At 70.9% G+C, this 26,032-nt stretch carries 18 protein-coding genes and 3 tRNA genes; 14 read left to right on the top strand and 7 right to left on the bottom strand.

Translation table 11 applies throughout. The features are described 5' to 3' along the window. Positions 1-31: 31 nt before the first annotated feature. Positions 32-463: a PspC domain-containing protein gene (locus tag AAH991_RS08705; RefSeq protein WP_346225237.1), complete on the top strand. Its 432-nt coding sequence runs from the start codon at positions 32-34 to the stop codon at positions 461-463. 1 nt (position 464) lies between these two features. Here AAH991_RS08705 and AAH991_RS08700 read toward each other — a convergent pair whose 3' ends face one another. The 4 genes from AAH991_RS08700 to AAH991_RS08685 all read right to left on the bottom strand — a co-directional run bounded on the left by AAH991_RS08700 (position 465) and on the right by AAH991_RS08685 (position 4,047). After that, the gene (locus tag AAH991_RS08700) at positions 465-1,754 is read right to left on the bottom strand and encodes an MFS transporter (protein ID WP_346225236.1); all 1,290 of its coding nucleotides are present in this window, start codon (positions 1,752-1,754) and stop codon (positions 465-467) included. Positions 1,755-1,936: 182 nt separating this feature from the next. Then, positions 1,937-2,278 (bottom strand): metallopeptidase family protein, encoded by a 342-nt coding sequence (locus AAH991_RS08695; RefSeq protein WP_346225235.1) that lies wholly within the window; start codon positions 2,276-2,278, stop codon positions 1,937-1,939. Between the two features lie 12 nt (positions 2,279-2,290). Continuing rightward, entirely contained in the window at positions 2,291-3,121 is an 831-nt protein-coding gene (locus AAH991_RS08690) for an ABC transporter permease (protein ID WP_346225234.1), read from the bottom strand. Next, a complete protein-coding gene (locus AAH991_RS08685) occupies positions 3,118-4,047 on the bottom strand; it encodes an ATP-binding cassette domain-containing protein (protein ID WP_428833964.1) in 930 nt (309 codons plus the stop codon). Before AAH991_RS08685 ends, AAH991_RS08690 begins: the two co-directional genes overlap by 4 nt. Positions 4,048-4,133: 86 nt before the next feature. On the opposite strand from AAH991_RS08685, the gene AAH991_RS08680 reads away from it, so the two are divergent. The 6 genes from AAH991_RS08680 (at position 4,134) to AAH991_RS08655 (ending at position 7,937) form a co-directional block, all read left to right on the top strand. Then, positions 4,134-4,769: a TetR/AcrR family transcriptional regulator C-terminal domain-containing protein gene (locus AAH991_RS08680; protein ID WP_346225232.1), complete on the top strand. Its 636-nt coding sequence runs from the start codon at positions 4,134-4,136 to the stop codon at positions 4,767-4,769. A gap of 57 nt (positions 4,770-4,826) precedes the next feature. Next, entirely contained in the window at positions 4,827-6,458 is a 1,632-nt protein-coding gene (locus AAH991_RS08675; RefSeq protein ID WP_346225231.1) for a metallophosphoesterase family protein, read from the top strand. Then, positions 6,459-6,531: transfer RNA gene (locus AAH991_RS08670), tRNA-Glu, on the top strand. A 110-nt stretch (positions 6,532-6,641) separates the two neighbouring features. After that, positions 6,642-6,716: transfer RNA gene (locus AAH991_RS08665), tRNA-Asp, on the top strand. A 20-nt stretch (positions 6,717-6,736) separates the two neighbouring features. After that, positions 6,737-6,813, top strand: a tRNA-Phe gene (locus tag AAH991_RS08660). A gap of 266 nt (positions 6,814-7,079) precedes the next feature. Next, on the top strand, positions 7,080-7,937 hold the full coding sequence (locus AAH991_RS08655) for a hypothetical protein (RefSeq protein WP_346225230.1): 858 nt from the start codon (positions 7,080-7,082) through the stop codon (positions 7,935-7,937). Between the two features lie 123 nt (positions 7,938-8,060). Here the strand turns inward: AAH991_RS08655 and AAH991_RS08650 are convergent, their stop codons facing one another. Beyond that, positions 8,061-9,101 (bottom strand): LacI family DNA-binding transcriptional regulator, encoded by a 1,041-nt coding sequence (locus AAH991_RS08650; protein ID WP_346225229.1) that lies wholly within the window; start codon positions 9,099-9,101, stop codon positions 8,061-8,063. Between the two features lie 168 nt (positions 9,102-9,269). On the opposite strand from AAH991_RS08650, the gene AAH991_RS08645 reads away from it, so the two are divergent. Further along, a complete protein-coding gene (locus tag AAH991_RS08645) occupies positions 9,270-11,561 on the top strand; it encodes a glycoside hydrolase family 9 protein (protein ID WP_346225228.1) in 2,292 nt (763 codons plus the stop codon). 127 nt (positions 11,562-11,688) lie between these two features. Here AAH991_RS08645 and AAH991_RS08640 read toward each other — a convergent pair whose 3' ends face one another. Then, entirely contained in the window at positions 11,689-12,576 is an 888-nt protein-coding gene (locus tag AAH991_RS08640) for an NmrA/HSCARG family protein (RefSeq protein WP_346225227.1), read from the bottom strand. An 83-nt stretch (positions 12,577-12,659) separates the two neighbouring features. On the opposite strand from AAH991_RS08640, the gene soxR reads away from it, so the two are divergent. The 6 genes from soxR (at position 12,660) to AAH991_RS08610 (ending at position 24,791) form a co-directional block, all read left to right on the top strand. Beyond that, complete coding sequence (soxR, locus tag AAH991_RS08635; RefSeq protein ID WP_346225226.1) at positions 12,660-13,118, top strand: redox-sensitive transcriptional activator SoxR; 459 nt, start codon at positions 12,660-12,662, stop codon at positions 13,116-13,118. Positions 13,119-13,269: 151 nt separating this feature from the next. Further along, positions 13,270-13,608 carry a hypothetical protein gene (locus AAH991_RS08630; protein ID WP_346225225.1) on the top strand — a complete coding sequence of 113 codons (339 nt, stop codon included), beginning with the start codon at positions 13,270-13,272 and terminating at the stop codon, positions 13,606-13,608. Positions 13,609-13,880: 272 nt separating this feature from the next. After that, positions 13,881-17,423, top strand: coding sequence for a WD40 repeat domain-containing serine/threonine-protein kinase (locus AAH991_RS08625; RefSeq protein ID WP_346225224.1), 3,543 nt, complete (start codon positions 13,881-13,883; stop codon positions 17,421-17,423). A gap of 83 nt (positions 17,424-17,506) precedes the next feature. Next, the gene (locus AAH991_RS08620) at positions 17,507-18,262 is read left to right on the top strand and encodes a hypothetical protein (RefSeq protein ID WP_346225223.1); all 756 of its coding nucleotides are present in this window, start codon (positions 17,507-17,509) and stop codon (positions 18,260-18,262) included. Between the two features lie 266 nt (positions 18,263-18,528). Beyond that, the gene (locus AAH991_RS08615; protein ID WP_346225222.1) at positions 18,529-22,494 is read left to right on the top strand and encodes a CehA/McbA family metallohydrolase; all 3,966 of its coding nucleotides are present in this window, start codon (positions 18,529-18,531) and stop codon (positions 22,492-22,494) included. A gap of 1,769 nt (positions 22,495-24,263) precedes the next feature. Further along, the gene (locus AAH991_RS08610) at positions 24,264-24,791 is read left to right on the top strand and encodes an EF-hand domain-containing protein (RefSeq protein ID WP_346225221.1); all 528 of its coding nucleotides are present in this window, start codon (positions 24,264-24,266) and stop codon (positions 24,789-24,791) included. Between the two features lie 116 nt (positions 24,792-24,907). Here the strand turns inward: AAH991_RS08610 and AAH991_RS08605 are convergent, their stop codons facing one another. Continuing rightward, positions 24,908-25,816, bottom strand: a complete 909-nt coding sequence (locus AAH991_RS08605; RefSeq protein WP_346225220.1) for an RNA polymerase sigma-70 factor — start codon at positions 25,814-25,816, stop codon at positions 24,908-24,910. Between the last annotated feature and the right edge of the window lie 216 nt (positions 25,817-26,032).

Raw genomic sequence — 26,032 nt, 5'->3', positions numbered from 1 at the left:
CGCCGACCCCCCGGACAGGCACTGTGGAGGTATGAACGAGATGAACACCAACGGTTCGGTCAAGCAGCTCCACCGCACTCGGAACGGCAGGATCGTCGCCGGCGTGTGCTCGGGCGTCTCCGAGTACACCGGCATCGACGCCAACATCCTGCGCCTCGGGCTCGCCGTCGCAAGCTTCTTCGGCGGCCTCGGCGTCGGCGTCTACGCCGTCGCCTGGCTCCTTCTCCCCGAGGAGGGCAAGAACACCTCCATCGTCCAGGACCTCATCAACAAGAACAAGGACGGCCACGTCTGGCAGGACGCCAAGGCCAAGTGGGACAACGTCCAGCAGGGCTGGAACCAGGGCGGCCGCCCCACCGGCACCCCCTACCCCCCGCAGGCCCCCCAGGCCCCCGGCTACGAGCAGCACCCGTACGGCCGTTCCTCCGCCGGCGACTCGCAGAACCAGGGCCCGCAGGCCTGACTCAGGTAGCGGCGGCCCGGACCTTGGCGATGATCTCCCTACGCGACTCGGTCCAGAGCATGGTGAGCACGGCCGCGGCGCACAGCCCGGCCACGCCCGCCAGCGTCACCACCGGCTCTGGGCCGAGCCTCTGGGCGGCGGCGCCCCCGGCGAGGATGCCGGCGCCCTGCGCGGCCAGCAGCCCCGACTGCACCAGCCCGAATGCCGCGGCCCGCCCCGACGCCGGGACGCACTGGACGAAGGCCGCGTTCGCCGCGAGCTGGTAGGCCCCGCCGACTCCGGACAACACCCACAGGGCGAGCACGCCCTCCAGCGGCGGCCGGATCACGCACAGCACGAGCGGCGCGCAGGTCAGCATGGCCAGCCAGCCCATGCCCCGCAGCCGCCCCGACGGGGTGACGAACCGCCCGAAGAAGAACGCGCCGATGACCGTGCCCGTCGGCATCGCCGCCATCAGCAGGCCCGTGATCACCGGGACGGGCAGCCTCCCGTCGGCGAGCGCCGCCGCGTACGGCGCCGCGATGCCCTCGGGGATCACGTAGAACCCGCACAGCCAGGCGAACAGCACGAGCGTGCGCAGCCGCCGTTCGCCGAACACCAGACGCGCGCCGGACAGCGTCATCCGCCACATGGACGGCCGGCCGTCCTCTCGCACCGGCGCCGGGCGGTGCCGCACGCCCGCGACGATGACCAGGGCGGAGCCGAGGAACGTCGCGCAGTCCAGCGCCAGCGCCCGGTACGGCCCGAGCACGGCGATCGCCGCGCCCCCGGCGGCGAACCCCAGCATCTGCACCGCCTGGTTGGTCACGTTCTGCAGGGCCGACCCCACGACGTACCGGTCGCCGTCGAGCACCTCGGGCAGCAGCGCCGCGCGGGCGGCCGAGAACGGCGCCCCGAGCAGGACCACGCAGAAGACCAGCGCGCACAGCACCGGGAACGGCGTCGCGGGCAGGGCCATCGCGGCGAGCATCAGGGCGCGCAGGACATCGCACCAGAGCATGACCCGCCTGCGCGGGTACCGGTCGGCGAGCCCGGCCAGCAGAGGCCCGCCGAGGATGGGCGGCAGGTAGGTCAGCGCGTAGACGGCGGCCGTGGCCAGGGGCGACGCGGTCCGGCTGTAGACCAGCACGGCGAGCGCCACCTGGGCGAGCTGGTCGCCGAGCAGCGACATGCCCTGCCCGAGCCACAGGGCCCGGAACTCGGGGATCGCGGCGACCTCCCGGTAGGTGGCCCGCACCTCCGGAGGACGACGATGGCGGCCGGACAGCCTGCCGGGCTTGAGGGCCGCCATCTCACTCCGCAGAGGTCGCTCCGCCGGCCGTATCCGCCGGTGTCCGTCGCGGTGACTGGATATGACAGCCCGTGGTCAGCATGTCACTTACAGTGCCCGCCGGATGCGACTTTTGCAAGCCGCTGACGATCCGCTTTCGCGGAGCGCGAGCGCGAACCGTGGCCCGACGAGGGGGAAGGGCCTCACCAGCCGAGTTCGTGCAGTCGCTCGTCGTCGATGCCGAAGTGGTGGGCGATCTCGTGGACGACGGTGATGCGGACCTCCTCGACCACGTCGTCCTCGGTCTCGCAGATCTCCAGCGTCGAGTTCCGGTAGATCTCGATCCGGTCCGGGAGCACCCCCGAGTACCAGTCGCCCCGCTCGGTCAGCGGAATGCCGGTGTAGAGCCCGAGCAGGCCGGGCTCGGGCGGGTCGTCGACCACCACGACCACGACGTTGTCCATGACCTTGGCCAGATTCGGGGGAATCGTGTCCAGCGCCTCGGCCACGAGCTCCTCGAACCTCTTCAGCGGGACGTCGATCACGTGCTCATCGTGTCATCGCGAGGTGGCGGTGCGGTAGCGCCGTACGGCGAGTGGCCCGAACACCGCGATGATCAGCAGCGACCAGCACAGCGAGGCCGTCACCGGATGCCGGAGAGGCCAGGAGGCGGCGGCCGAGCCGGGGTTGCCGAACAGCTCACGGGCGGCCGAGACCACCGCGCTCATCGGGTTCCAGTCCGCGATGGCCCGCAGCCATCCGGGCAGCCCTTCCAGCGGCACGAACGCGTTGGCCAGGAACGTCATCGGGAACAGCCAGCCGAACGTCGCGGCGTCCGCCTGCGCACCGCTCCTGACGAACAGCCCGATGTACGTGCCCAGCCAGATCATCGCGTACCCGAACAGGGCGAGCAGCGCGAATCCGGCGAGCGTCTCCAGAGGGGTGCCGCGCGGACGCCAGCCCGCGATCAGCAGGCCGCAGACGGCCATCACCGCGAGTGACAGCCAGTCCTTGGACAGGTCCGCGAGGCTCCGCCCGGCCAGCAGGGCCCCGCGCGCGATGGGCTGGACGCGGAAGCGGTCGATGATGCCGCGGGCCATGTCCTCGGCGACCGACGTGGCGGCGGCGACCGCGGACAACGCCATGACCTGCATGAAGATGCCGGGCATCAGATAGTTCCGGTAGTCGCCCCCGCCGGGCAGCGAGATCGCGCTGCCGAAGACGTACCCGAACAGGATGGTCATGATGACCGGCGCGACCAGCTCGGCGGCGATCTGGCCGGGCTGGGCGCGCAGTCGCGCGTAGCTGCGTCCCGCGATGACGAACGTGTCGCTCAGGGCCCAGCGCAGCCGTCGCGCCCTCGTCCCGGGGGGTTCCACGGTGATCACGCCGCCTCTTCCTCTCTGGCCGGCGCGTCCGTGAGCGCCAGGAACACCTCGTCGAGCGTCGGCCGGCGCAGCCCCAGGTCCTCCACGCCGATCCCGGCGGCGTCGAGGGCCGCGGCGACCCTGACCAGGGAGGCGGCGCCGTCCGAGACGGGCACGACGAGCCGCCGTTCGGCGGCGTCGATCTCGGGCTCGCCGGGGAGCGCCCCCCGCACCACTTCGACGCCCGGAGCCAGGTCCGCGGCCTCGCGGAAGGCGATGCTCACCCGGTCGCCGCCCACCGTCGCCTTGAGCGCGGACGGCGACCCCGACGCCACCACCCGTCCCGCGTCGACGACCGCGATCTGGTCGGCCAGGTGGTCGGCCTCGTCGAGGTACTGCGTGGTGAGCAGCAGCGTCGTCCCCTCGGCCACGAGCGCGCGCAGCTCGTCCCACAGTGCGAGACGGCTGCGGGGATCGAGGCCGGTGGTCGGTTCGTCCATGAACAGCACCGGCGGGGAGACGATCAGGCTGGCGGCCAGGTCGAGCCTGCGGCGCATGCCGCCCGAGTACGTCCGCACCGGACGGTTCGCCGCCTCGGCCAGGCCGAACCGCTCCAGCAGCTCCCCGGCCCTGCCGCGGGCCGTACGGCGGGGCAGGTGGTAGAGCCGGGCGAACAACTCCAGGTTGCGGCGTCCGGTCAGCAGCTCGTCCACGGCCGCGTGCTGGCCGGCGAGGCCGATGCGGTAGCGGAGCCGTTCGGCGTCCCGCACCACGTCGCACCCGGCGACCCGGGCCCGGCCGCCGTCGGGGCGCAGCAGCGTGGTGAGGACGCGCACCATCGTGGTCTTGCCCGCGCCGTTGGGCCCGAGCAGGCCGCACACCGAGCCGCCCGGCACGTCGAGGTCGACGCCCCGCAACGCCTCGGTCGGGCCGAACCGCTTGCGCACTCCCTCCGCATGGATCACGGCATCTCCTTAACGCGGTTAAATTTAACGATGTTAAGGATGTATTGAACGCCGTTAAGCTGTCAACCGTGGCACTCGAACGCGACACGATCGTCAGGACCGCGATCCGGCTCCTCGACGAGGTGGGGCTGGAGAAGCTGACCCTGCGCAGGCTGGCGACCGAGCTGGGCGTGCAGGCCCCCGCCCTCTACTGGCACTTCAGGAACAAGCAGGAGCTCCTGGACGAGATGGCCGAGACGATCTCCGTACAGGAGCCGCTGCGGCCGCTCGCCGAGGGGGAGTCGTGGGAGGAGTGGCTCGCGGAGTGGTTGCGGGGCCAGCGCCGGGTGTTCAAGTCGCACCGCGACACCGCGCGGCTCACCGCGGGCACGCACCCCGGAACGGCCACGTTGCGGACCGTCGAGACCATCCTGGAGTCGCTGCTGCGGGCCGGGTTCACCCGCACGGACGCGATGTGGGGCCTGGGCACGCTCGCGAGCTTCCTCGGCGGGTTCGTGCTGGAGGAGCAGTCCGACGAGGAGCGGGGGACGAACGACCCTGCCCTGTTCGAGGGGGCGCTGGAGAGCCTCGCGCCGTACCCGAACGTGCGCGCCGTCATGGCCGAGACCGGCGGCCCGCAGACGGACGCGTCCTTCGAGCATGGATTGGCGCTGATTCTGACCGGTATGCGGGCACGTCTGGAGGCTCAGACGGACGGTCGGTAACCGGAACACCGTGAACCGGTAACCAAAAAGGCCGCGACTTCGGGTAGTCAGGAAGGGATGGACAACTCGCGGTTGAGGGCTCTCGCCCACAGGACGGTCGGCAGCCGGTTCGCCCGTGTGCTCGTTCGCGTGCTCGCGGTCGTGCTGGCGGCGGTGGTCGGCGGATGGCTCGGCATGGCGTTCGGCGCCAAGGTGGACACTCCGGTCGGCCCCGCCGACATCGGAATGTCCCTGACCCCGTCCTGGAGCGGGGAGACCGTCATCGACGTACGGCCCCTCGGCGCACTCAGCTTCGACAGCCACAGCGGCCCGCTGCGGCTCGACCTGACGATCGAGGCGGTGCACCCGGAGGTCGCGGAGGAGATCCTCAAGAACCCCCGGTGGGCCGACCGGCTCCCGACGACGATCGAGGCCGACGTCATCTCGGGGCTGCGGAGCCTCGTCGTGCGGGCGGTGCTGTTCGCCGTCGCCGCCGGGTTCCTCACCGGCCTGGTCGCCTTCCGCCGGCTGTCGCGGGCGGCCTGGACCGCGGCGGGCTCGCTGGCGATGGTCGTCGCTCTCGGCGGCGTCGCCGCGCTGACGTTCAACCCCCGCTCGATCTCCGAGCCCCGGTACACCGGGCTGCTCACGGGCGTTCCGTCCCTGGTCGGCAGCGCCCAGTCGATCGTGACGAAGTTCTCCGAATACCGCGGCCAGCTCGCCAAGCTGGTGACCAACGTGTCCCAGCTGTACGAGGCGGGGTCGAACCTGCCGATCTTCGACCCCGACCCGGACACCATCCGCGTGCTGCACGTCTCCGACCTGCACATCAACCCGCTGGGCTGGAACGTGATCAAGTCGCTGAAGGAGCAGTTCAAGGTCGACCTGATCATCGACACCGGCGACATCGCCGACCACGGGACCAAGGCCGAGAACGAGTACGTCAAGGAGATCGGCTCCCTCGGCGTCCCGTACGTCTACGTACGCGGCAATCACGACTCGATGACGACCCAGCGGGCGGTCGCGAAGCAGAAGAACGCGATCGTGCTGGACGGCGCCGCCGCCACGGTCGAGGGGCTCAGCGTCTACGGCATCGGCGACCCGAGGTTCACCCCCGACAAGTCCGTGCAGGCGGCGGGTGACGAGAGCAAGAGCCTCCTCGATCTCGGCCGGGCCAACGCGGGCAAGCTGGCGCCGCGTGACTGGCCCCGCTCCGCCTCCACCTCGGCCCCGGACAAGATCGCCGCCGACATCGTGGCGGTGCACGACCCGACCGTGGGCCGGGGTCTGTCCGGATACGTGCCGCTCGTGCTCAGCGGGCACGTCCACGCCCGGTCCACCGAGCTGATGCCCTCGGGCACCCGGCTCATGATCCAAGGGTCGACCGGTGGCGCCGGCCTGCGCGGCCTGGAACACGACGAGCCGACCCCGCTGACCGCCTCGGTGCTCTACTTCGGCAAGAGCAGCCACCGCCTGGAGGCCTGGGACGACATCACGGTCGGAGGCCTCGGCGAGCAGTGGATCCAGTGCGAGCGTCATATCGAGCCGGACCCTGGTCGTACAATTTTTCCCGAGTCGCCGCAGGCGCCGTCGCCGACGGCAACCGGCAGCGGCTCGCCGTCGCCGGTCGCTTTGGCATCAGGGGCAAACGTCCCCTATGCTTCAGAGGTCTCCGACGGAAGGCGTCACGGAACAGGGCGAAAGCCTTGAGCCCCCATCGTCTAGCGGCCTAGGACACCGCCCTTTCAAGGCGGCGGCACGGGTTCGAATCCCGTTGGGGGCACGTGGAGCGCGTCGAGCGCACCGGATGACGGAAGGTCGAAGACCTCCCGGAAGCTGGTAAGCTAGGCGAGCCGAACAACACGGGGAAGCGAAAGCTCCCCCGGACATAAAGGTCCTGTAGAGCAGTTTGGAGTGCTCGCCACCCTGTCAAGGTGGAGGTCGCGGGTTCAAGTCCCGTCAGGACCGCGTACGGCGGCAGTAGCCGAGGTCAGGTAGCTCAGTTGGTACGAGCGTCCGCCTGAAAAGCGGAAGGTCGGCAGTTCGACCCTGCCCCTGACCACCACCCATGAACAGCCCAAACGCCCCGAGCCGATCACGGCCGGGGCGTTCTTGTTTGGCTTTGACGACAACCGCTCTATTTATGGAGTCGTGGTTTGGGGCGGATGGTGTCGTGTGAGGCCACGTCGTAGCGAGGAGTTCCTGTAGCCCTACGCGATCATGAAGCGTGGGCTGCGCCTTCGGCCCATCCCGGAGCAGAGCACCTCTGGTTCTCGAGCAAGTTCAGGCGACGCCGCCGACGTCAGCGCGGCACTTTGCCAAGATCAGCACATGGTGCGATCAGCCGCGATGCTTCTGGCGGTGGTGCTGCTCCTCAGCGACAGCTCTGGTCTGTTGGGACCGACGTTCGAGGAGAAGGCCACACAAGCCGTTTCGACCTGGCGGACCAGCGGTGCCGCGAAGATCTGGCGTGAGGGTTTCGTCCCGCTCGAGGACCTGAGCGCGATGCCTCGGAAGGTGCGCGAAAAGATCGACAGTGATGAGGAGTACGGCTGGGTTGTGGCCGGACCGCTGCCTGCTCCGCCGGCCGGGGCGCAGATCCGCTGGGACGACGGGTCCACGATGCGGGTCCCCGTCATCGGGCCTCGAGAGGCGCTGATGGCGCTGTCCCCCTGGCCGGAGGAGTACACCTTCCCCGACGACAAGGAGTACAAGCTGACCGGCGCCAGATTCACGACGAGACGGTTGAAGACCGTGCGCGGCATGGCGACCGTGCCTGCTTGGCGGCTGTACTTCTCGAACCTCCCTGGCCCGATTGACCACGTCGCGGTCGACCAGGACGCGATCGGGACTGTCGAAGGCGCTGTCGGCGACCATCTGCCGGGCGACGTCTCAGACTTCGAGGTGCTCGACGAACGCACACTGCTGGTGCGCTACGACTACGGCGTCTGCGTCGGTGACGAACCGTTCGACGTCACCCTTCGAGCCAGCGAGAGGCCAGATGTGGTGGTTCTGGGACTCCAGATGCCCTATCGAGGCTACGGCCCCTGCGCAGGCGTCGGCGCGTCGGGCCAGGGCGTCATCAGGCTCAACGAGCCGCTGGGCGATCGTGTGGTGTTGGACGAAATGAGCAGGCTTCCCGTCCTCTGCCATCGTGCGCAGAACACGTGCCATGCCGGGAACGGGTGACACACACCGCGCCCGTATGCGACGTGATGAGCGCGGGTGATCGATGACAGCCTGACCGCTCACGCCGCCGCGGTGGCTGCCAGTGCTGACGCCGGGCGCCCCGTGCTGCCGGCGGTCCGCCGGTCAGGTCGGTGCGGCGGTGCTGCCGCGTACGACCAGGTGGGTGGCGAGCTCGATGCGGTGATGTTCGGAGGTGTCGCCCGCACTCACGGTCATGACGAGTTCCGCGGCGGCGGCGCCCATCTTGGCCAGCGGCTGACGGACGGTGGTCATCGGCGGGTCCGTCCACTGGGCGAGCGGCAGGTCGTCGAAGCCGACGACGCTGAGGTCGTCGGGCACGCGCAGCCCGGCCCGCAGGGCCGCCTGGTAGACCCCGAGCGCCTGCAGATCGTTGCCGGCGAAGACGGCGGTGGGCCGGTCGGGGAGAGCGAGCAGCGCCTGCGCCTCGGTACGGCCGGTCTCCACGTAGAGCGGACCGGTCCGCAGGAACCGGGGGTCGACGGGCACGCCCGCGGTCTCCATGGCGGCGCGGTAGCCGTCGAGCCGGGCGCGGCAGCACATCAGGGTCGCCGGGCCGTTGATCATGGCGATCCTGTGGTGCCCGAGCTCCAGCAGGTGGCGGGTGGCAGTCAGACCGCCGTTCCAGTTCGTCGCGCCGACCGAGGGGACGCGATGGCTTGGCTCGCCGTACGGATCGAGTGCGACGAGCGGGATGGACCTGCTGGCGAGCTGCGCGTGCTCGTGGTCGCTCAGCTCGGCGGAGACGGCGATCACACCGGCGGGGCGCCGGGCCAGGACCTCCTCGATCCACTCGCGGTGCGGGGAGTTGTGTCCGTGCATGTCGGTGACGGCCACGGTCAGGCCGTACGACTGGGCGACCTCGCTGACGCCGCTGATGAGCTCCAGCGCCCACAGACTGTCGAGAGCCTGGAAGAGGACCTCGATGATCGCCGCGGACTCGGTCCTCTCCGGCCGCCGCTGCCAGCCGTGCTCACGGATCAGGTCCTCGATCCGGCGCCTGGTGGCGACTGACACTCCAGGGCGTCCGTTGATCACCTTGGACACGGTCGGAGGGGACACCCCGGCCAGTTTGGCGATCTGCGCGACCGTGATCTCTTGACGGCGCCGCGGTCCTAGCTCAGTGGGAAGGCTTGTGCCGGTCACAGACGGAAGTTTAGGAGTCGGCGACAGCATTCTTGAAAGATTCAGAATCATTCGTCAGCCCGGCTCAATGACCTGCGGGAGTGGAACGCGTCGGACTGAGGAATGTCATCCACCCAACTTTCGCCTTCATGATGCGGTCACGAAACATAAAGGCCGGAGGTGTTAATCATGAAAAAACCAGGCTGGACGCGTCGCCCCCGAGCGGCGCTGTCCCTGGCGCTCGCCGTGAGTGCGGCGTCGTTCGCCGTCGTGACCGCGACGAGCCCGGTGCAGGCCGTCACGCGGCCGCCGCTCGGGCAGAACATCAAGGTCAACCAGGTGGCCTACGCGCCGGGCATGGCCAAGCAGGCGACCGTCGTCACCTCCTCCACCTCGCCGCTGACGTGGAGCCTGCTCAACGGCTCCGACCAGGTGGTGGCGACCGGGACCACGACCGTCTTCGGGCAGGACGCGCCGTCGGGCGACACCGTCCACAAGATTGACTTCTCGTCGTACACCGGGACGGGCACGAACTTCGTGCTCACCGTGGGCAACGAGTCCAGCCGGCCCTTCGACATCGGCGCGGACGCCTGGAAGAAGCTGCCGTACGACGCGCTCGCGTTCTTCTACCACCAGCGCAGCGGAACCGCGATCCAGGCCCAGTACGTGGGCAACCAGTACGCCCGGCCCGCCGGGCACGTGAACGTCTCGCCCAACCAGGGCGACAACGCCGTGCCCTGCCGCACGAGCTGCGGATACACACTGGACGTCCGCGGCGGCTGGTACGACGCCGGCGACCACGGCAAGTACGTGGTCAACGGCGGCATGTCGGCCTGGCAGCTGGTCAACATCTACGAGCGGGCCACGCATGTCTCCGGCGCCGACCCCGCTGCCTTCGGCGACGGCACCATGGCTGTTCCTGAGCGGGGCAACGGCGTGCCCGACATCCTCGACGAGGCCCGCTGGGAGATCGACTTCATGCTGAAGATGCAGATCCCGAGTGGGCGGCCATTGGCAGGCATGGCACACGCCAAGATCCACGACCAGGCGTGGACCGGCCTGCCGTTGCGGCCCGACCAGGACCCCCAGCCCCGGCTGTTGTCGGCGCCCACCACCGCCGCCACGCTGAACCTCGCCGCGGCGGCCGCGCAGTGCGCCCGCGTGTGGGCCCCCATCGACTCGGCCTTCTCCAGCCGCTGCCTCACCGCCGCCGAGAGGGCGTACGCGGCCGCCAAGGCCAACCCGTCCATCATCGCCCCGAGCAGCGACGACCAGGGCGGCGGCTCCTACGTCGACACCAAGGTGACCGACGAGTTCTACTGGGCGGCTGCCGAGCTGTACGTCACTACGGGCAGGCAGACCTACCGCGACGACCTCACCGGTTCGTCCCTCTACTACGGCAAGAGCTTCACCAACGAGGGCGCGCAGTGGTCGGAGGTCGGATCGCTCGGCGACATCACGCTCGCGCTCGTGCCGAACGGCCTGACCTCCACCATCGGGACGCAGCTGCGCAACCGTTTCGTGAGCAACGGCGACACGTTGCTCACCGCGATGCGCGGCCAGGGTTACCCCGTGCCGTTCGCGCCGCCCGGCGGAGGCTACATCTGGGGCTCGAACAACCTGATCCTCAACAACGCGGCGCTGCTCGCGCTCGCCTACGACTTCAGCGGGCAGGAACGCTTCCGCAACGGGGTGTTCGAGACGATGGCCTACGAGTTCGGCCGCAACCCACTGGGCCAGTCGTACGTGACCGGATACGGTGACCAGCCCTCGCGCAACGTCCACCACCGCTTCTGGGCCCACCAGCTCGACTCGTCGCTGCCGATCGCGCCGCCCGGCGCGCTGGCCGGCGGCCCCAACAGCGGGCTGCAGGACCCGGTCGCCCAGGAGAGGCTCAGCGGGTGCAAGCCACAGAAGTGCTACCTGGACGACATCAACGCCTGGTCGGTCAACGAGGTCGCGATCAACTGGAACGCGGTGCTGGCCTGGGTGAGCGCCTGGACCGCGGAGAAGGTCGGCACCGCCGTGAGCCCGTCACCGTCGCCCTCGGTCTCGCCCAGTCCGAGCCCGTCTCCGTCCCCTTCACCTAGCCCGTCCCCTTCGCCCAGCCCGTCCCCTTCGCCTAGCCCGTCGCCTTCACCCAGCCCGTCCCCTTCGCCTTCGGGGAGCACGGGTAAGGCCTGCATCGCGACGTACGCCGTCACCAGCCAGTGGCCCGGCGGCTTCGGGGCGACCGTCACCGTGAAGAACACCGGGACCGACACCACGAGCGGATGGACGGTCGCCTGGACCTTCCCCGACGGCCAGACGATCACCCAGCTCTGGAACGCCTCATACACGGTGAACGGATCGAACGTGAAGGCTGCGAACCTGTCCTGGAACGGCACGCTCGGCGCCGGCGCGTCCGCCTCGTTCGGCTTCAACGGCTCCTGGAACGGCGTCAACTCGGTTCCGTCCCAGGTGACCTGCACCCCCGCCTGACGAGCACGGGCCCCGCGCGAGACCCGGTGCGGGGCCACGCCCGTTCAGAGCGGGTGTTCGGGCGACTCGCAGACGAGGCCGCTCGGGTCATGCGGCAGCTCGGGCAGCGTCGTCTGGTCATCGCGGGTTACCGCGCCATCGTCCGGCTTGGCAGGACGGCGTCCCAGTCGACCGTCCGGGCCCAATCGGCGTAGCTGTGCCAGGCCACGTCCGGGTACGTGGCGTGCAGCCCGTCGACGTCGAGGAAGTCGGTGTTCTCCTCGAACCGTTGGAACATGTCGGCGATCTCGTCGCCGGCCCACTGGCGGACCTGGTCCAACGGCAGCCGGTAGTACGGGATCTCGCGGCCGAGGATGTCGCTGAGGATCCGGGCCGCCTCCTCGCCGGTCACCCGGTCGGAAACGACGTCGATCCGCTCGCCGACGAACCGGTCCGGGTGCTCGATCGCGTGTACGGCGAGGCCGGCGATGTCTCGGACGGTCACCTGGTCCAGCGGCTTGGCGGCGGACAGCGGGTTGGCCAGGACGCCATCGGCAAGGCGGCTGAAACCGACGTCGAGGACGTTCTCCATGAAGTACACCGGCCCCAGAACGGTTGCCCGGACCTCCTGCTCCCGCAGATACGCCTCGACGAGCTGCTTGCTGTCCGCATGGTGGATGTCGGTCGCCGTGAGCCGGTCGGCGCCGCGGACCGAGGAGTACACCAGGTGGGCGCCGGCGCGCATCGCGACATCGACCAGGAGGCGGCCCTGGGCCACCTCCTCGTTCTTCCCGCCGGATCCGAACGGCACCGAGAGGCCGAAGATCGCATCGACGCCCCGGGCGGCGCCGGCGAGGGCCTCCGGGTCGGCCAGGTCGCCGGGGACGAGCCGGACTCCGGCAGCGGACAGTGCCCGCGCGGACGGCGCCTCGGGCGACCGGACGTAGGCGGTGACGTCGTGGCCGTGGTCGAGCAGCAGCTCGGCGACGGCGCCGCCCTGCTTCCCGGTGGCGCCGATGACGAGAACAGCGGCCATGAAGGGCTCCTTTGTCGCGACTCGTGTTCTGCGCCGATTCTTTGACCTCAACCTTTGTTGAGGTCAAGTGTTAGGGTCGGCCCATGCCTCGGGCCCGCACCACGTTTCATGAACTCACCGTCGGACAGGTCGCCCAGCGCAGCGGCGTGGCGATCTCCGCGCTGCACTTCTACGAACGCCAGGGCCTCATCCGCAGCACCCGGACGTCGAGCAACCAGCGGCGATACAGCCGCGACACGCTGCGCCGGGTCGCCTTCATCCGGGCATCGCAACACGTCGGCATCTCGCTCGCGGCGATACGGGAGGCCCTGGATCGACTACCCAGTGAGCGCACCCCGACCCCGGACGACTGGGCTCGCCTGTCCGCGAGCTGGCGAACCGAGCTCGACGCACGCATCGCGCACCTGCAGGCACTGCGCGACGACCTGACCGAGTGCATCGGATGCGGCTGCCTGTCGCTGCGGTCCTGCCATCTGACCAATCCGCGTGACGTGCTGGGACGCGAAGGCCCGGGCGCACGCCGCCTGCCGCGAAGGCGATAACGAACGCCTCCAGCCCCGAATCGCCGCGCATACGAACGCGCTGTCTGCGGCAGAAGCGGCCCAGTCGCAAGGGCCGGGACGATCCGGCCGACAGGCGAGTGTGTCACTATCGGTAGTTGTAGCGAGACGGAGAGTGGCGACAGGATCTGTGGTGACCACCACAACTGCCGAGGAGGCTTCCTTGACGCTGTCCAGCGTTCCCGCTCTCGCCCGCCGCCTGGTCGGCGCCGCCGCCCTGGTCCTGGCGGCCGGCGCCATCGGCCTGCCTGCTTCGGCGGCCACCCTGCCGGCGCGACCGCCGCAGGGCGTGGCCGCGCCGCAGAACGGCGGCGTCGCCCAGCGGCCCGCCGGAGATGACGTGTACCGCACCTGGTACACGAGCCACTCCAAGTGCGTGGCAGCGGGCCAGGGAGGGATCGATCGGGGCCACTGGGAGCACTACACCTGCTCCGAGGGCGACTGGTTCTGGCACCTGTGGACCAACCGCTGAGCCGACGGGACGCCAGCACATGGAAGACGGCCGCGAGCCGGGCGTGGCGCCCTAGCACCGCGTAGCCGATTCCGTAGGAGCCGTAGGCGCAGGTGCCGTTTGGCACCTGCGCCCCAGGGCGCCGATTCGCACTCTGGCCGGTTTCGCTGTTTCGGCGGCCCTTCTCCTCGCGCGGGGCGTCCTCATCCGGTGACGGCATGAGCGGCCGCACCCCGCCATGGGCCCGAGGCCCGCCGCCGAACCAGGTACGGTGAGCCGCCGTCTAAGAAGCCATGACAGCAGACAGGCTGCGCCCGGGGGACCCGGTGATGCTGGGCCGCTACCGGCTGGCCGGCAGGCTCGGCTCGGGTGGCCAGGGCGTCGTCTACGAGGGCTACGACGAGGTGGCCAACCGCGTGGCGGTCAAGGTCCTGCACGCCTACCTGTCCGGCGACTCTCCGCTGCGCCGCCGCTTCACCCGGGAGGTCGCCGCGGCGCGGCGGGTGGCGTCGTTCTGCACGGCCCGCATCCTGGACCACGACCTCGACGGCGAGCGCCCCTACATCGTCACCGAGTTCGTCCCCGGTCCGAGCCTGCGCGCGGCGGTGCGGGAGGAGGCCACGCTCTCGGGCGACCCGCTGCACCGGCTGGCGGTGGGCATCGCCACCGCGCTGGCCGCCATCCACCAGGCGGACGTGGTGCACCGCGATCTCAAGCCGGAGAACGTCCTGCTGGGGCCCGACGGGCCACGCGTGATCGACTTCGGTATCGCCCGGGCCGCCGGCCTGTCGTTGACCTCGATGGGGGAGCTGGCCGGCACCCCGACGTACATGGCGCCGGAGCTGTTCTCCGAGGGACGCGCCGAGCCGGCGGCCGACGTGTTCGCCTGGGGCGCGGTGGTCCTGTTCGCCGCGACGGGACGCGACGCGTTCACGGCCCCGACGACGTTCGCGGTCGTCAACCGGCTGCTCAATCACGACCCCGACGTCGATGCCCTCCCGGAGAGGCTGCGGGAGCCGGTCCGTGCCGCGCTGTCGAAGGACCCGGCCGCGCGTCCGTCCGCGGAGCATCTGCTGCTGGCGCTGCTCGCCGGTGGTGGAGACGGCGGCGGACGCGCGAGGCTGGCCGAGGGCGCCCGGGCCGCCGCCGACGTGCGACCGCCCGGCGGGCCGGCCGACGAGCCGACGCTCGGGGCGGTGGCCGAGCAGTGCTACGCCGGGCTGCCGCCGTCCGAGCGCCAGGCGGCGCGCGATCTGCTGCTGCGCCTCGTGGACGTCCGCGACGGCGACGAGGGGCCGCGCGTCGCCGCCCTGGACGAGCTGATCGAGGTACGGCACGCCGATCGGGTGCTCGCCGCGCTCGAGCAGGCCATGGTGGTCCGCCGCGAGGGAGACGCGGTCTCCATCGGAAACGCCGCTCTGCTGTACGCGTGGCCCAGGCTCCACGAATGGGTGACAAGCGACCGCGAGGCGCTCGGCCGTCACCGCGAGCTGGGCGAGGCCGCCCGGCGGTGGGCGCGGAACGGCCGCCGCCCGGAGGACCTCCTCCGCGGCACCGCACTGCGCCAGGCGCTGGAATGGACGGCCGCCACGCACCTGACCCTGAACACCACCGAGCAGACGTTCGTGGCGGAGAGCAGGACCGCGTCGGTGCGGCAGACCAGGCGGCGCCGGCTGGCCACGACCGGCCTGGCCGTCCTGCTCATCGCCTCGCTCACCGCCGGCGCCCTCGCCTGGCGGCAGTCGGTCAGGAGCGACGAGGCCGGCAGACGTCTGGCCGATGAGCGGGCACAGGCCACGGCCCGGCGGGTGGCCCTGCAGGCGGACGCACTGCGCGGGATCGACCCGGTGAAGGCGATGCTGCTCAGCGTGGCCGCCTACCGCATCGCACCGGTCCCCGAGAGTGCGTCCGCGGTGCTGAGCTCACTGGCCCAGCGGGAGCAGTCGGTCTTCATGGATCCCGCGCCGGCCAACGAGGGACGGGCGCTGAGCCCCGACGGGCGGACGCTCATCAGCGCCGGCGCCGGCCGGGTGACCGCCTACGACGTGGGGACGGGACGGCCGGTCAGGACCTTCGGCGGGATCGGCGAGGCGCCCGTGACCGCCGCGATGGGCCCGGACGGTGACACGCTGGCGCTCGCGCGGGGCAGACAGCTGGAGCTGTGGAGCCTGCGGGCCGGCAAACGGCTGGGCGGGGGCCGGTGGGGGCCGAAGGAGATGAAAGGCGACGACGGCCGCCCGGACAGCGTGGAGTTCAGCCCCGGCGGGGGCTACATCGTCGTACGCGACAACCTCGGCGGGCCGTACGTCGCGCTGTGGAACGTGGCACGGCGGACGCTGGAGGACGAGGGCGGTCCGGGGGATGCGCGAATCGCGCCGGGCGACCGCTTCGGCGTCGTCAACGGAGCGCTGCGGACGTTCCCCGGCGGGGGAGCGCCGGCGGGCAGGCGTCTTCCCCGCGACCTGGCGGGGCCGGTCCTCGCCTTCAGCCCCGACGGTGAGCTGGCCGTCGTGCAGGAGACCAGAACGCGGCTGTGGAACCTGTCCACCGGCAGGTGGGACCGGCGGGTCCTCCCCGGCCTCTCCACCGACGCCGTCTTCAGCCCCGACGGCCGCTTTCTGATCACCTTCGTGAGCGCCGCGGGTGGGCGCCTCACGCTGTGGCGGCTGGATGACGCGGCCCCGATCCTCCGGCTCACCGTCGCATCCGGGATCGCCGGATCCCCGCGGCTCGACCCCGAAAATCGCAGGCTGAGCATCCTGGACGACGCCGGTCGGGTGACCACTTACGACGTCGGCCGGCTGACCGGTCCCCGGCGCGTCCTCCCTTCCGATGCTCGGCAGCCGCGGTTCGCCGCCTCGGGAGACGCGCTGTTCGCCCTGACGGGCGACACCGTGCGCGGATGGTCGGTCCCCGGCTTCACCGAGACCGGGCGGGTCGACGTCGCGGGGGACAAGCTGATCCTGCGGGTCAGCCCCGACGGACACACGGTGGTCACCCTCCCCACGGACGACCTCCTGGACCCCGTACGACTCTGGGATGCGCAGTCCGGGCGCGAACTGGGTGAAGTGTCCGTTCCCACGGAGCACGAGCGGGCGGACATGCAGGTCAGCCCCGACGGCCGCCTGCTCGCCATCGGTCACGCCCTGCCCGGCGACTACTACGGACAGGGCAGCGTCGTCATCGTCGACCTCGCGCGGCGTAAGCGGGTGATGCGGTTCGACGCCGTCGCGGGAGGCATCCTGTCCTTCAGCTCCGACGGCCGGTTCCTCGTGACGGCCGACCAAGAGGGCGCCGACGTCATCGACCTCGTCGCCCGCAGGGTGCTCCGCCCGGAGGAGGGTCCCGGGACGCTCGCGGAGAGGTGGATGACGCTCGCGCCGAAAGGCCCGCTGGGCGCCTCGCCGTACGGGAGCAGAGCGGTGACCCTGTGGGACACCCGCACCTGGCGTACGACGGGCCGGGTGTTCCGGGTGCCGGGAGACGTGGTGGGGGCCGGGTTCTCGCCCGACGGGCGAATCCTGGCCGTCGCCCACGACACCAGGGTGACGCTGTTCGACGTGGTCGCCGGCCGCCAGCTCGGCGCCGGATGGACCGTGACCACCGGCACGTTCGATCCGGACGCGGTGGCCGGCCGCATGCCCGCGCTCGCTTTCACGGCCGACGGCTCATTCCTCCGCGTGGTCGGGCACGACGGCGCGTTCCAGGAGCTGCCGGTCGACCCCGCGAGAGCCGTCCCTGCCGTGTGCGCGCGGGCGGGGCGCCCGCTCGCGCCGCAGGAGTGGCGCGAGCACGTGGGAACGGACCTGGGCTACCAGGAGGTCTGCCCTGCTTGAGAAGCCCCGGCCTCCGACCGGGCGGCCCGCGGCTGTTCGGCGCGAGGGTGAACCGAGGCGAGGGTGATTACGTGGTGTGAGGCATGAGACTACGGATGATCCTGCTCGTGGCTGTGATGGCGCTGACGGCGGCCTGTGGAGGAGCGGAACCCGACACGTCGGCGGCCGCGGCCGACGACGGGCCGGCGGAGCCGGTCGCCTCGTGGGGCGCGGAAGGCGGGTTCGTGACCGCGACGATGAACGCGCTGCGTCCGCCGAGGGTGGTGCTGTACGGCGACGGCCTGGTTATCGCCGACGCGAGCAAGCGGATGACGCTCACCGATGCCGAGACGGGCGAGGTGGTCGCGCGGATGCGGGAGTACCTGGGCGGGCAGCCGCCGACGGCGGCGCCGAAGCCGGGCGCGCCGTCGGTGACGGACGTGCCGGACACCGTCCTCGGCGTACGGGGGAAGGACGGGAAGATGACGGAGGTCCGGGTCCCGGCCCTGGAACAGCTTGCGGGCTTCTACCCCAGGCATCTGGTGGACGCGAAGAAGCTGATGGACGGCTTGGCGACCCGAGCCGCCGCGGAGGGCGCCGACTACGTCGGCGACCGTGTCCGGTTGGTCGCGGATGAGGCTCCGTCGGCGGAGGGCAAGCCGTCGCCGTGGCCCGAGGGCGTTCCGGAGCCTTCGGGCGCGGTGGACCCGGTCTGGCAGAAGGACGTCGAGGGGGAGACGGCGAGTGCCGTCACCAAGGCGGTTCCCGCCGGGCAGGAGTACGGCCGGTCGCTCTTCAGGACCGGCTCGGGGACCGTCTTCGTGCTGTCCTGGCGGTACCTGCTGCCCGGCGAACACTGACCGGCCGTTCCGGCGCGGCGCTGAAAGGACGGTTTCCCGCACCCGGGGCGCCTGCGGCGCGTCATGGGGTGCGCCGGGCCTGATGATCCGCCGGTGGCGGTGGTGGCCGCCGCGCCGGCGACGCCCTCGTCCCAATGCATCCATAAATGCGACATTTGTCAGGTTTAGTCGCTCGTTCACCTTCGCGACACGCATGCGAGGCGAACCGTTTCACCTGCCCTGATTCTTATGATCGGCACGCTTGGACCATGTGAAACGGTAGAAACATGACGCGCAGCAGCGCACCACGCACCTCCCCCTGGCCCGGTGCCATCACGGCCGTCGCACTCGCGGCCGGCGCACTGATCGGCGCCCCGGCCTCCCCGGCCTCGGCGGCCGGCGATGACCGGCCGGTTTTCCTCGGCAGGACCCTCTACACCGGCGAGTTCCACGCGCATACCTCGGTGAGCGACGGTGTGCAACTCCCGCCGGACGCCTACGACCATGTCCACGACGAGACCGACGCGGACTTCTTCGCGGTCACCGAGCACGATGTCATGTGGGACATCCGCAACGGCGACGACTTCGTCGAGGACTGGCGGGACGCCGACTCCGCCGAGTGGCGCTACCTCCACGAGAGCGCCGGGAAGTTCAACGCGGGCCAGGACGACCTGATCGCCGTCCCGTCGATCGAGAACACCTGGTACGACGGCACCGGACATATCAACGTGTTCGGCACCGACTGGCACGTGACGGCGCGCGCGACCGAGAAGGGCAGCGTCGACGGGTACGGCAACGCGTTCGGCACCGGCGACATGAAGTACGACTACTTCACGTTCCTGGCCCGCCTGAAGCAGGACCCGGACGCGATCGGCCAGTTCAACCATCCGTCCACGAAGGACAAGGGCGACTTCTGCGGTTTCAAGGGCCTCGACCCCGTCGCCGACGACCGGATGGACCTCATCGAGGTGAAGTCCGCCGACGCGGTGGGCGAGTTCCAGAAGGCGCTCGACGCCGGCTGGCACCTGGCCCCGACGTGGAACGGCGACGAGCACTCCGCGACCTGGGTGTCCGGGAACCCGTCGATCACCGGCGTGTGGGCCGAGGAACACTCCCTGGACGCGCTGTACGCGGCGATGCGGAACCGCAGCCTCTACTCGACCGGTGACGCCGACGCGGTCCTCGGGTTCGGCGGCAACGGGAAACCCATGGGCTCGATCCTGCCGGGCGACACCACCGGCCTGGACGTCGAGCTCCGCCTCGCCGACCCCGACGCCGGGGACTCCTTCACCTCCGCGCGCCTCATCACCAACGGCGGCGCCGTCGCCCACGACTTCGGCACGATCAGCGGCAACGACCTCACGCTGATGACGAAGCTGAACGTCCGCGACGGCGACTTCTACTACGTCCGGGCCGACCAGGCCGACGGCAACTTCCTGGTCTCCGCGCCGATCTGGATCGGGGAGACCACCCGCGGCGCGAACTACGCCCCGAGGATCACCGTCCCGGGCGGCATCCCCGCTACGGCGCGGTACGGCGACATGGTCACGCTGCCCCGGGCGACGGCCACCGACGACTCCGGAACCCAGCCGGCGGTCACGTACGAGGTGTTCGACTCCGCGGGCGAGGTGCCGGTCTCCGGCGGCGCCTTCCGCATCCGTTCGTACGACGACGCGTTCGTGGTCGTCAAGGCGACCGACGACCTCGGCAACACCAACGCCGAGCTGCTGCGCGTCCAGGTCTCCCAGAAGGAGCCGGACCCCGCGGGTGTCTTCCGCTTCGGCGGCAACGCGACCGTGGGGGAGGAGCCCGGCTCCGCCGGTGTCGCGGTCGCCACCGACCGCGCCGTCGAGCGGGTCTACGCGCAGGTCCTGCCCGAGGGATCGGACGACTGGTCCACGGCCGAGGTGCTCACGTCCACGAACGACCGGCCGTACGAGGTGAACACGGTCGGCAACGACGAGCCGGTCTACCAGCACTCCATCACGGGCCAGACCCTGCGCTCGCACGAGTTCCGGCTGACCGGGCTGAAGGTCGGCACGACCTACCGGTTCCGCTTCGGCGTGGCCCGCGACGGCCGCGCACCCGCCGCCGGCGACGGGGCGGCCTGGACGGACGTACGCGGCGAGTTTCGCGCCGGCGGCGCCAAGGGGGAGCCGGTCTACATCCTGGGCGACGTGCAGGTGCCCGACGGCGACGCCGGCGAGCTCACCCTGCCGGGGCGGGTGCTCGACCGGCTGAAGAGCCAGGCGCCGGGCGGCGGCACGGTGATCCAGGTCGGCGACCTCGTCGACCGCGGCGGCCGGGGCGAGAAGTGGGCCGAGATCCACGATGCCTTCCTGTCCACGCTCGACCTGCAGTACGCGGGCCTGGTCGGCAACCACGAGACCTACGAGGACCTCGACTACGACGCGGTCGGCAGACAACCGGGCGCGATCTTCACCAACACGTTCGCGCTGCCGGACAACGGCGTGATCGGCGAGAGCAACTACTCCTTCGACCGCGGCGACGTCCACTTCTCCGTGCTGAACTCCAACGCGCGCCTCGACGAGCAGCTCGACTGGCTGGTCGACGACGTGCGCGCCTCGGACGCGACGTGGAACGTCGTCGTGGGGCACTTCTCCTACTACGGCGGCCAGCACGCCGACGACGGCGGCATGGACATCGACCGCGACAAGGTCACGCGCGTGCTCGACCGGCTCGGCGTCGACCTGTACGTCGGCGGGCACGACCACGTCTACAAGCGGTCCACGATCTACGACGGACGGCTCGCCAAGACTCCCGAAGAGGAGGTCGCGGGCACCACGTTCGTCACCATGGGGTCGTCCGGCCCGAAGTTCTACGACAACCAGAAGTTCTGGTGGGACGACAAGGTCTTCGACGAGAACGTCCAGATGGGCGGCGTCCTGACGGTGACCGACGCCGGGCTGCGGCTGTCGACGTACACGATCGACGGGCGCCTGGTCGACGAGGTGACGGTCGCCAAGCCGCACGGTTCCTGGAAGGTCTCCTCCGCCGAGATCAAGGACCGTGAGCTGAAGGGCGTCGGTCTGCTGTCCTCCCCGGGCAGCCTGGACAAGGTCACCGTCATGGCCGCGACGTACGACAACGCGCAGCAGCGGATGATCGACGTGCGCAGCGTCGACGTCACGCTCGACCACCGGGGCCGCGAGCAGTACGTCCGGTTCGGCACGCCGCTGCCGGTGGCGCCGAGCTCCACGGTCAAGCTCTTCACGTGGGACTCCCTGGGGTCGGGCAAACCGCTCCGGCCTGCCGTGACCCTGCGCGAGGGCCTGGCCGGCGAGGGCAGCGAGCAGTCGCCGTACCTGATCGACTCGCCCGACGACCTGGCCAAGGTCGACAACGACCCGGCCGGGCACTACCGGCTGACCGCCGACCTGAACCTGACCGGGCTCGCCCGCACTCAGATCGGCCGTACCACCACCTTCACGGGCGTCTTCGACGGCGACGGGCACCGGATCTCCGGCCTCGCCGCCCTGCCCGACCAGGGGCCGGGCCTGTTCGCCGACAACCACGGCACGATCGAGGACCTGGTGGTCCAGGGCGAGGTCACCACCGACCGCTCCACCGCGGGCCTGGTCGCCGACGCCAACCACGGCACGATCCGGCGCGTCCGCGCCGACGGGTCGCTGACCGCGAACAGCTACGTCGGCGGCATCACCGGCCACCACTTCGGCACGGTACGTGACAGCGTCTCCACGGTGGACGTGCGCGCAACGACCCAGTACGCCGGCGGGGTCGTCGGCGTCTCGGTCGGCGGGTCGGTCACCGAGAACGTCCTGGCCACCGGCGCCGTCGTCGCGAACGGCGCGTCCGCGGGCGGGGTGGCCGCCTACGGCTACACCGACACCCAAGTGCGCCACACGGTCGCGTTGAACGCGAACGTCTCCGCGTCGAGCTACGCGCACGCCATCGTCGGCCGCGTCTACACCGGGCAGACCGCCACGCTCGAGGACAACCACGTCAGCCGGTCCGTGCCGATCAGCGGGCAGTCGCTGACCGGCCCGCCCGCGGCCGACAACCAGAAGGGCAACGTGGTCGCGCCCGCGGAGATCCAGAGGCAGGCCTTCTACGAGGAGCGCGGCTGGGACTTCGCGACCGTCTGGCAGTGGAACGACGTCGCCAGGCGCCCGACCCTGCGGATGGCGCCCGAGACGCTCGAACCGGTCCCGGCCCCGGGCTGCCGGCCGACGAGCGCGGCTTCTACAAGGTCGGCAGCGCGGAGGAGCTGACCCTGATGGGGCGGCACCCGTCCTACGACTACGTGCTCGCCGCCGACATCGACCTGACCGGCACGCCGTTCACCAGCCTGCCGGGGCCGTTCACGGGTGAACTCGACGGTGCGGGCCACACGATCAAGGGCCTGACCTCCACCACCGGTGGCCTGTTCACCCAGATCTCCGGGCACGTCCACGACCTCGCGGTCCTCGACGCCACGGTGGACACCACCACCGCTCGCGCCGGCATCCTGGCCGGCAGCAGCACCGGCACCGTCGAGCGCGTGCAGGTGTCCGGGTCCGTGACCGCCGGATCGCGCGCGGGTGGTCTCGTCGGCGATTCGCAGGGCATCGTGCGCGACGTCTACTCCGCCGCGAACGTGCACGTACGCGGCACCGAGGCGGGCGGCGTGATCGGTGTCGCCCTGGCCGGATCCACCACGGAGCGGGTCTTCGCCACCGGCTCTGTCACCGCCGACAGCCGCAACGACGGCGGCGTGGCCGGCTACGGCTACACCGGCACCACCATCCGCGACTCGATCGCGCTCAACCCGGCGGTCACCGCGCCGTCCTGGGCGCACCGCTTCCTGGGCCGGGTGCTGGCGAACAACGTCGCCACGCTGAGCGGCAACTGGGCGGCCGAGACCGTCGAGGCGAAGTCGCAGACCGAGACCGCGATCGGCCCGGCCACGCTCAACGGCGCCACCGCGACCCGGGACGAGGTGGCCGCCCAGGCGTTCTGGGCGGGCAAGCTCGGCTTCGACTTCGAGCGCGTCTGGCAGTGGGACGCCGGCCTGGGCCGGCCGGTGCTGCGCGGCATGGCCGCACCTGCCGCCGAGGCGGCGGCCGGGCCGGGGGCCGCACCGGAGACCGGCGCCGAGGCAGGGGCGGCGCGAAACGTCGCGTCCGCCACCGCACCCACTCCCGCACCCACCACCGCCCCTGCCACGGTGCCCACCACGGCGTCCCTTACTGTGCCCACCACTGCGGGCCCGGCGGCGGCCGAGGTCGTCGAGACCGGCGGCATCCGCCACGAGGCGGTCGTGAACGACGACGGCACCGTCACCGTGACGGTGTCCGCCGGGACCGCGGCGGCGGCCGAGCAGTTGTCGTTCCTCCTGCTGGAGGCCGGCGCCTCGACGTCGGCTCCGGCCGAGGACGACATCGCCTATCTCGGCGAGGCGCCTCTCGACGAGCAGGGCACCGCGACGCTGACCGTGGTCCCGGACCGGCCGGACGGGACGACGCTCGCGCTCAACACCTCGGGTGACACGCCGCGCTACGTCGCCTCGCTCCTCCCGGGCACGCCCGAAACCCCGGCGATGAGGGTGCTCCACGACACCGTCACCGCCACCGTCAAGACGAAGGGGAACGCCCCCGCGCAGGCGACGATCACCCTGGTCTGCGCGGGTGCAGGCAAGTGCCGGGAGCAGGTCGCCGTCTCCCACGACGGCCACGTGCTCGACACCACGAAGGTCACGCTCCAGCCCGGCATGACCAGGGAGCTGAAGCTCAACCTCCGGGACGAGGCCCGTGCCGCCCTCATCGCCGGCAAGCCGGTCACTCTGGACGTGCGGATCGGCGCGGCCCCGGCGGTCCGGGTGACCGTCACGCCGTGACGTACCGGCCGGAGAGGTCCCGGCCTGTCCGGTGATCCCGGACGCATGGCGCCCGCGGCCCCGGCCGCGGGCGCCATTTTTGTAACGGAACAGTCACTCATTGTCCACTGTCACGTAAAGTGACCTCTCGGCAGCATGGAGTCTTCCCGACGAATGGAGACGGATGTGGCCAGTGAGCTCCAACGGAGAAAGGTCAGTGGCGTTTTCCGGGCGATGGACGTGGACGGCGACGGCCGGCTGACCGAGGCCGATTTCCAGGCGCTCGCCCGCCGCTGGACGGCCGTCGCCGGATCCGCCGATCCGGAGCGACTCGCCTCCGTCATGACCGGCTGGTGGCCGGTCCTCCGGGCCGCCTCAGGCCGGGACGGCGACAACGCCGTCACCATCGACGAGGTGCTTCTCGTCGTGGAGGGCCTCGGCGACCGGGCGGACGCCGTCTCCGCCACCGCCGACGCCATGTTCGAGGCCGTCGACATCGACGGGGACGGGCTGATCTCCCGGTCGGAGTACGGCGCGCTCATCGAGACGTGGAACGGGACGCCGACGGTGACCGACGAGGTCTTCCCCCGTCTGGACCTGGACGGCGACGGCCACCTCACCCGCGACGAGTTCCGCACCCACTGGACGGAGTTCTGGGCGGGGGACGACCCGGACGCTCCCGGGACCTACGTCTTCGGCGCGTTGGTGGAGTGACACCGGCACCCGCGCGGGTCCCGGCCCGGGGAAACCCCGGCGCGGCTGTGGGCCGTCCTCCGAGCGACCGGCCCGCGGCCTGACAGGCGGTGGCCACCCCGGATCGTCAGGAGAGGTCAGCTCACGGCGGACAGCGCGGCGATCTTGTCGGGGTTCATCAGCCACAGCACCTGGTCGATGCCCTCGTCGGAGGCGTTGACGGTCAGGACCGTGAACAGCTCGCCGTCGCGGCGCAGCAGAGCGGCCGCCTGCCCGTTCACGTCGGCCCACTCCACCTCGACCCCGGCCCAGAACCGGTCCGCGAATGCTCTCACGTACTTGGCGACCCGGAACCCGCCGATCACGGGGATGCGCGAGGCCCGGACGGCGCCGCCGCCGTCGGAGTAACTGATGGCGTCCGTGGCGAGGAGGTCTTCCAGCACGGCCAGGTCGCCGGAGCGGGCGGCGGTGACGAATGCGGTGAGCAGCCTGCGCTGTTCGGCGCGGGTCACCGGTGCCCGGCGCTCGGAGGCGATGTGCTTGCGCGCCCTGCTGACGAGTTGCCGCACCGCGACCTCACTCGTCTCGATGATCTCGGCGATCTGCCGGTAGGGGTAGTCGAATGCTTCCCGCAGCACGTAGGCCGCGCGTTCGGTGGGCGAGAGCTTCTCCAGCAGGAGCAGGACCGCGAAGCCGAGGGCTTCGCCCCGCTCGGCGCCGAGGTGAGGGTCGTCACCGGTGGCGACGGGTTCGGGCAGCCAGGGGCCGACGTACGTCTCGCGGCGCATCCGAGCGGACTGCAGGGTGTTGATGGCGAGGCGCGTGGTCACCGTCGCCAGGAACGCCGCCGGGTCGGCCACGACGCCGCGGTCGTACGCCTGCCAGCGCAGCCAGACGTCCTGCAACAGGTCTTCCGCTTCGGTGGCGCTGCCCAGGATCCGATACGCGATTCCGAACAGGCGTGGCCGCACGCTTTCGAAGGTGGCCGCCGCCTGGTCGAGGTCTCCGGTCCCGCTGCGATGGCTCCCCGCACCGATATCCACCATGCTGACGGCCCCGTTCCTTTGGCGGATGGACCTCTACAGCCTTCCATCCGCCCGTCCGGGGGCTTCGACGGGGGATCGGTGATCGTGGTCGCGTCCTTCCCGGAATTTGGATCCGATCTCCACTGGAATTTCCGTAAGCCTTCGTTTTTTCGGTGGATTTGACGGGAGGATGATTGACGGCTCATCGCTTCCCGTGATTCGGGGGGCCCGAGATGG

Source organism: Microbispora sp. ZYX-F-249, assembly GCF_039649665.1.
GTDB classification, from domain to species: Bacteria; Actinomycetota; Actinomycetes; order Streptosporangiales; family Streptosporangiaceae; genus Microbispora; species Microbispora maris.
The sequence above is the reverse complement of the archived record's forward strand: the minus strand, read 5'-3'. Positions and strand labels throughout refer to the sequence as shown.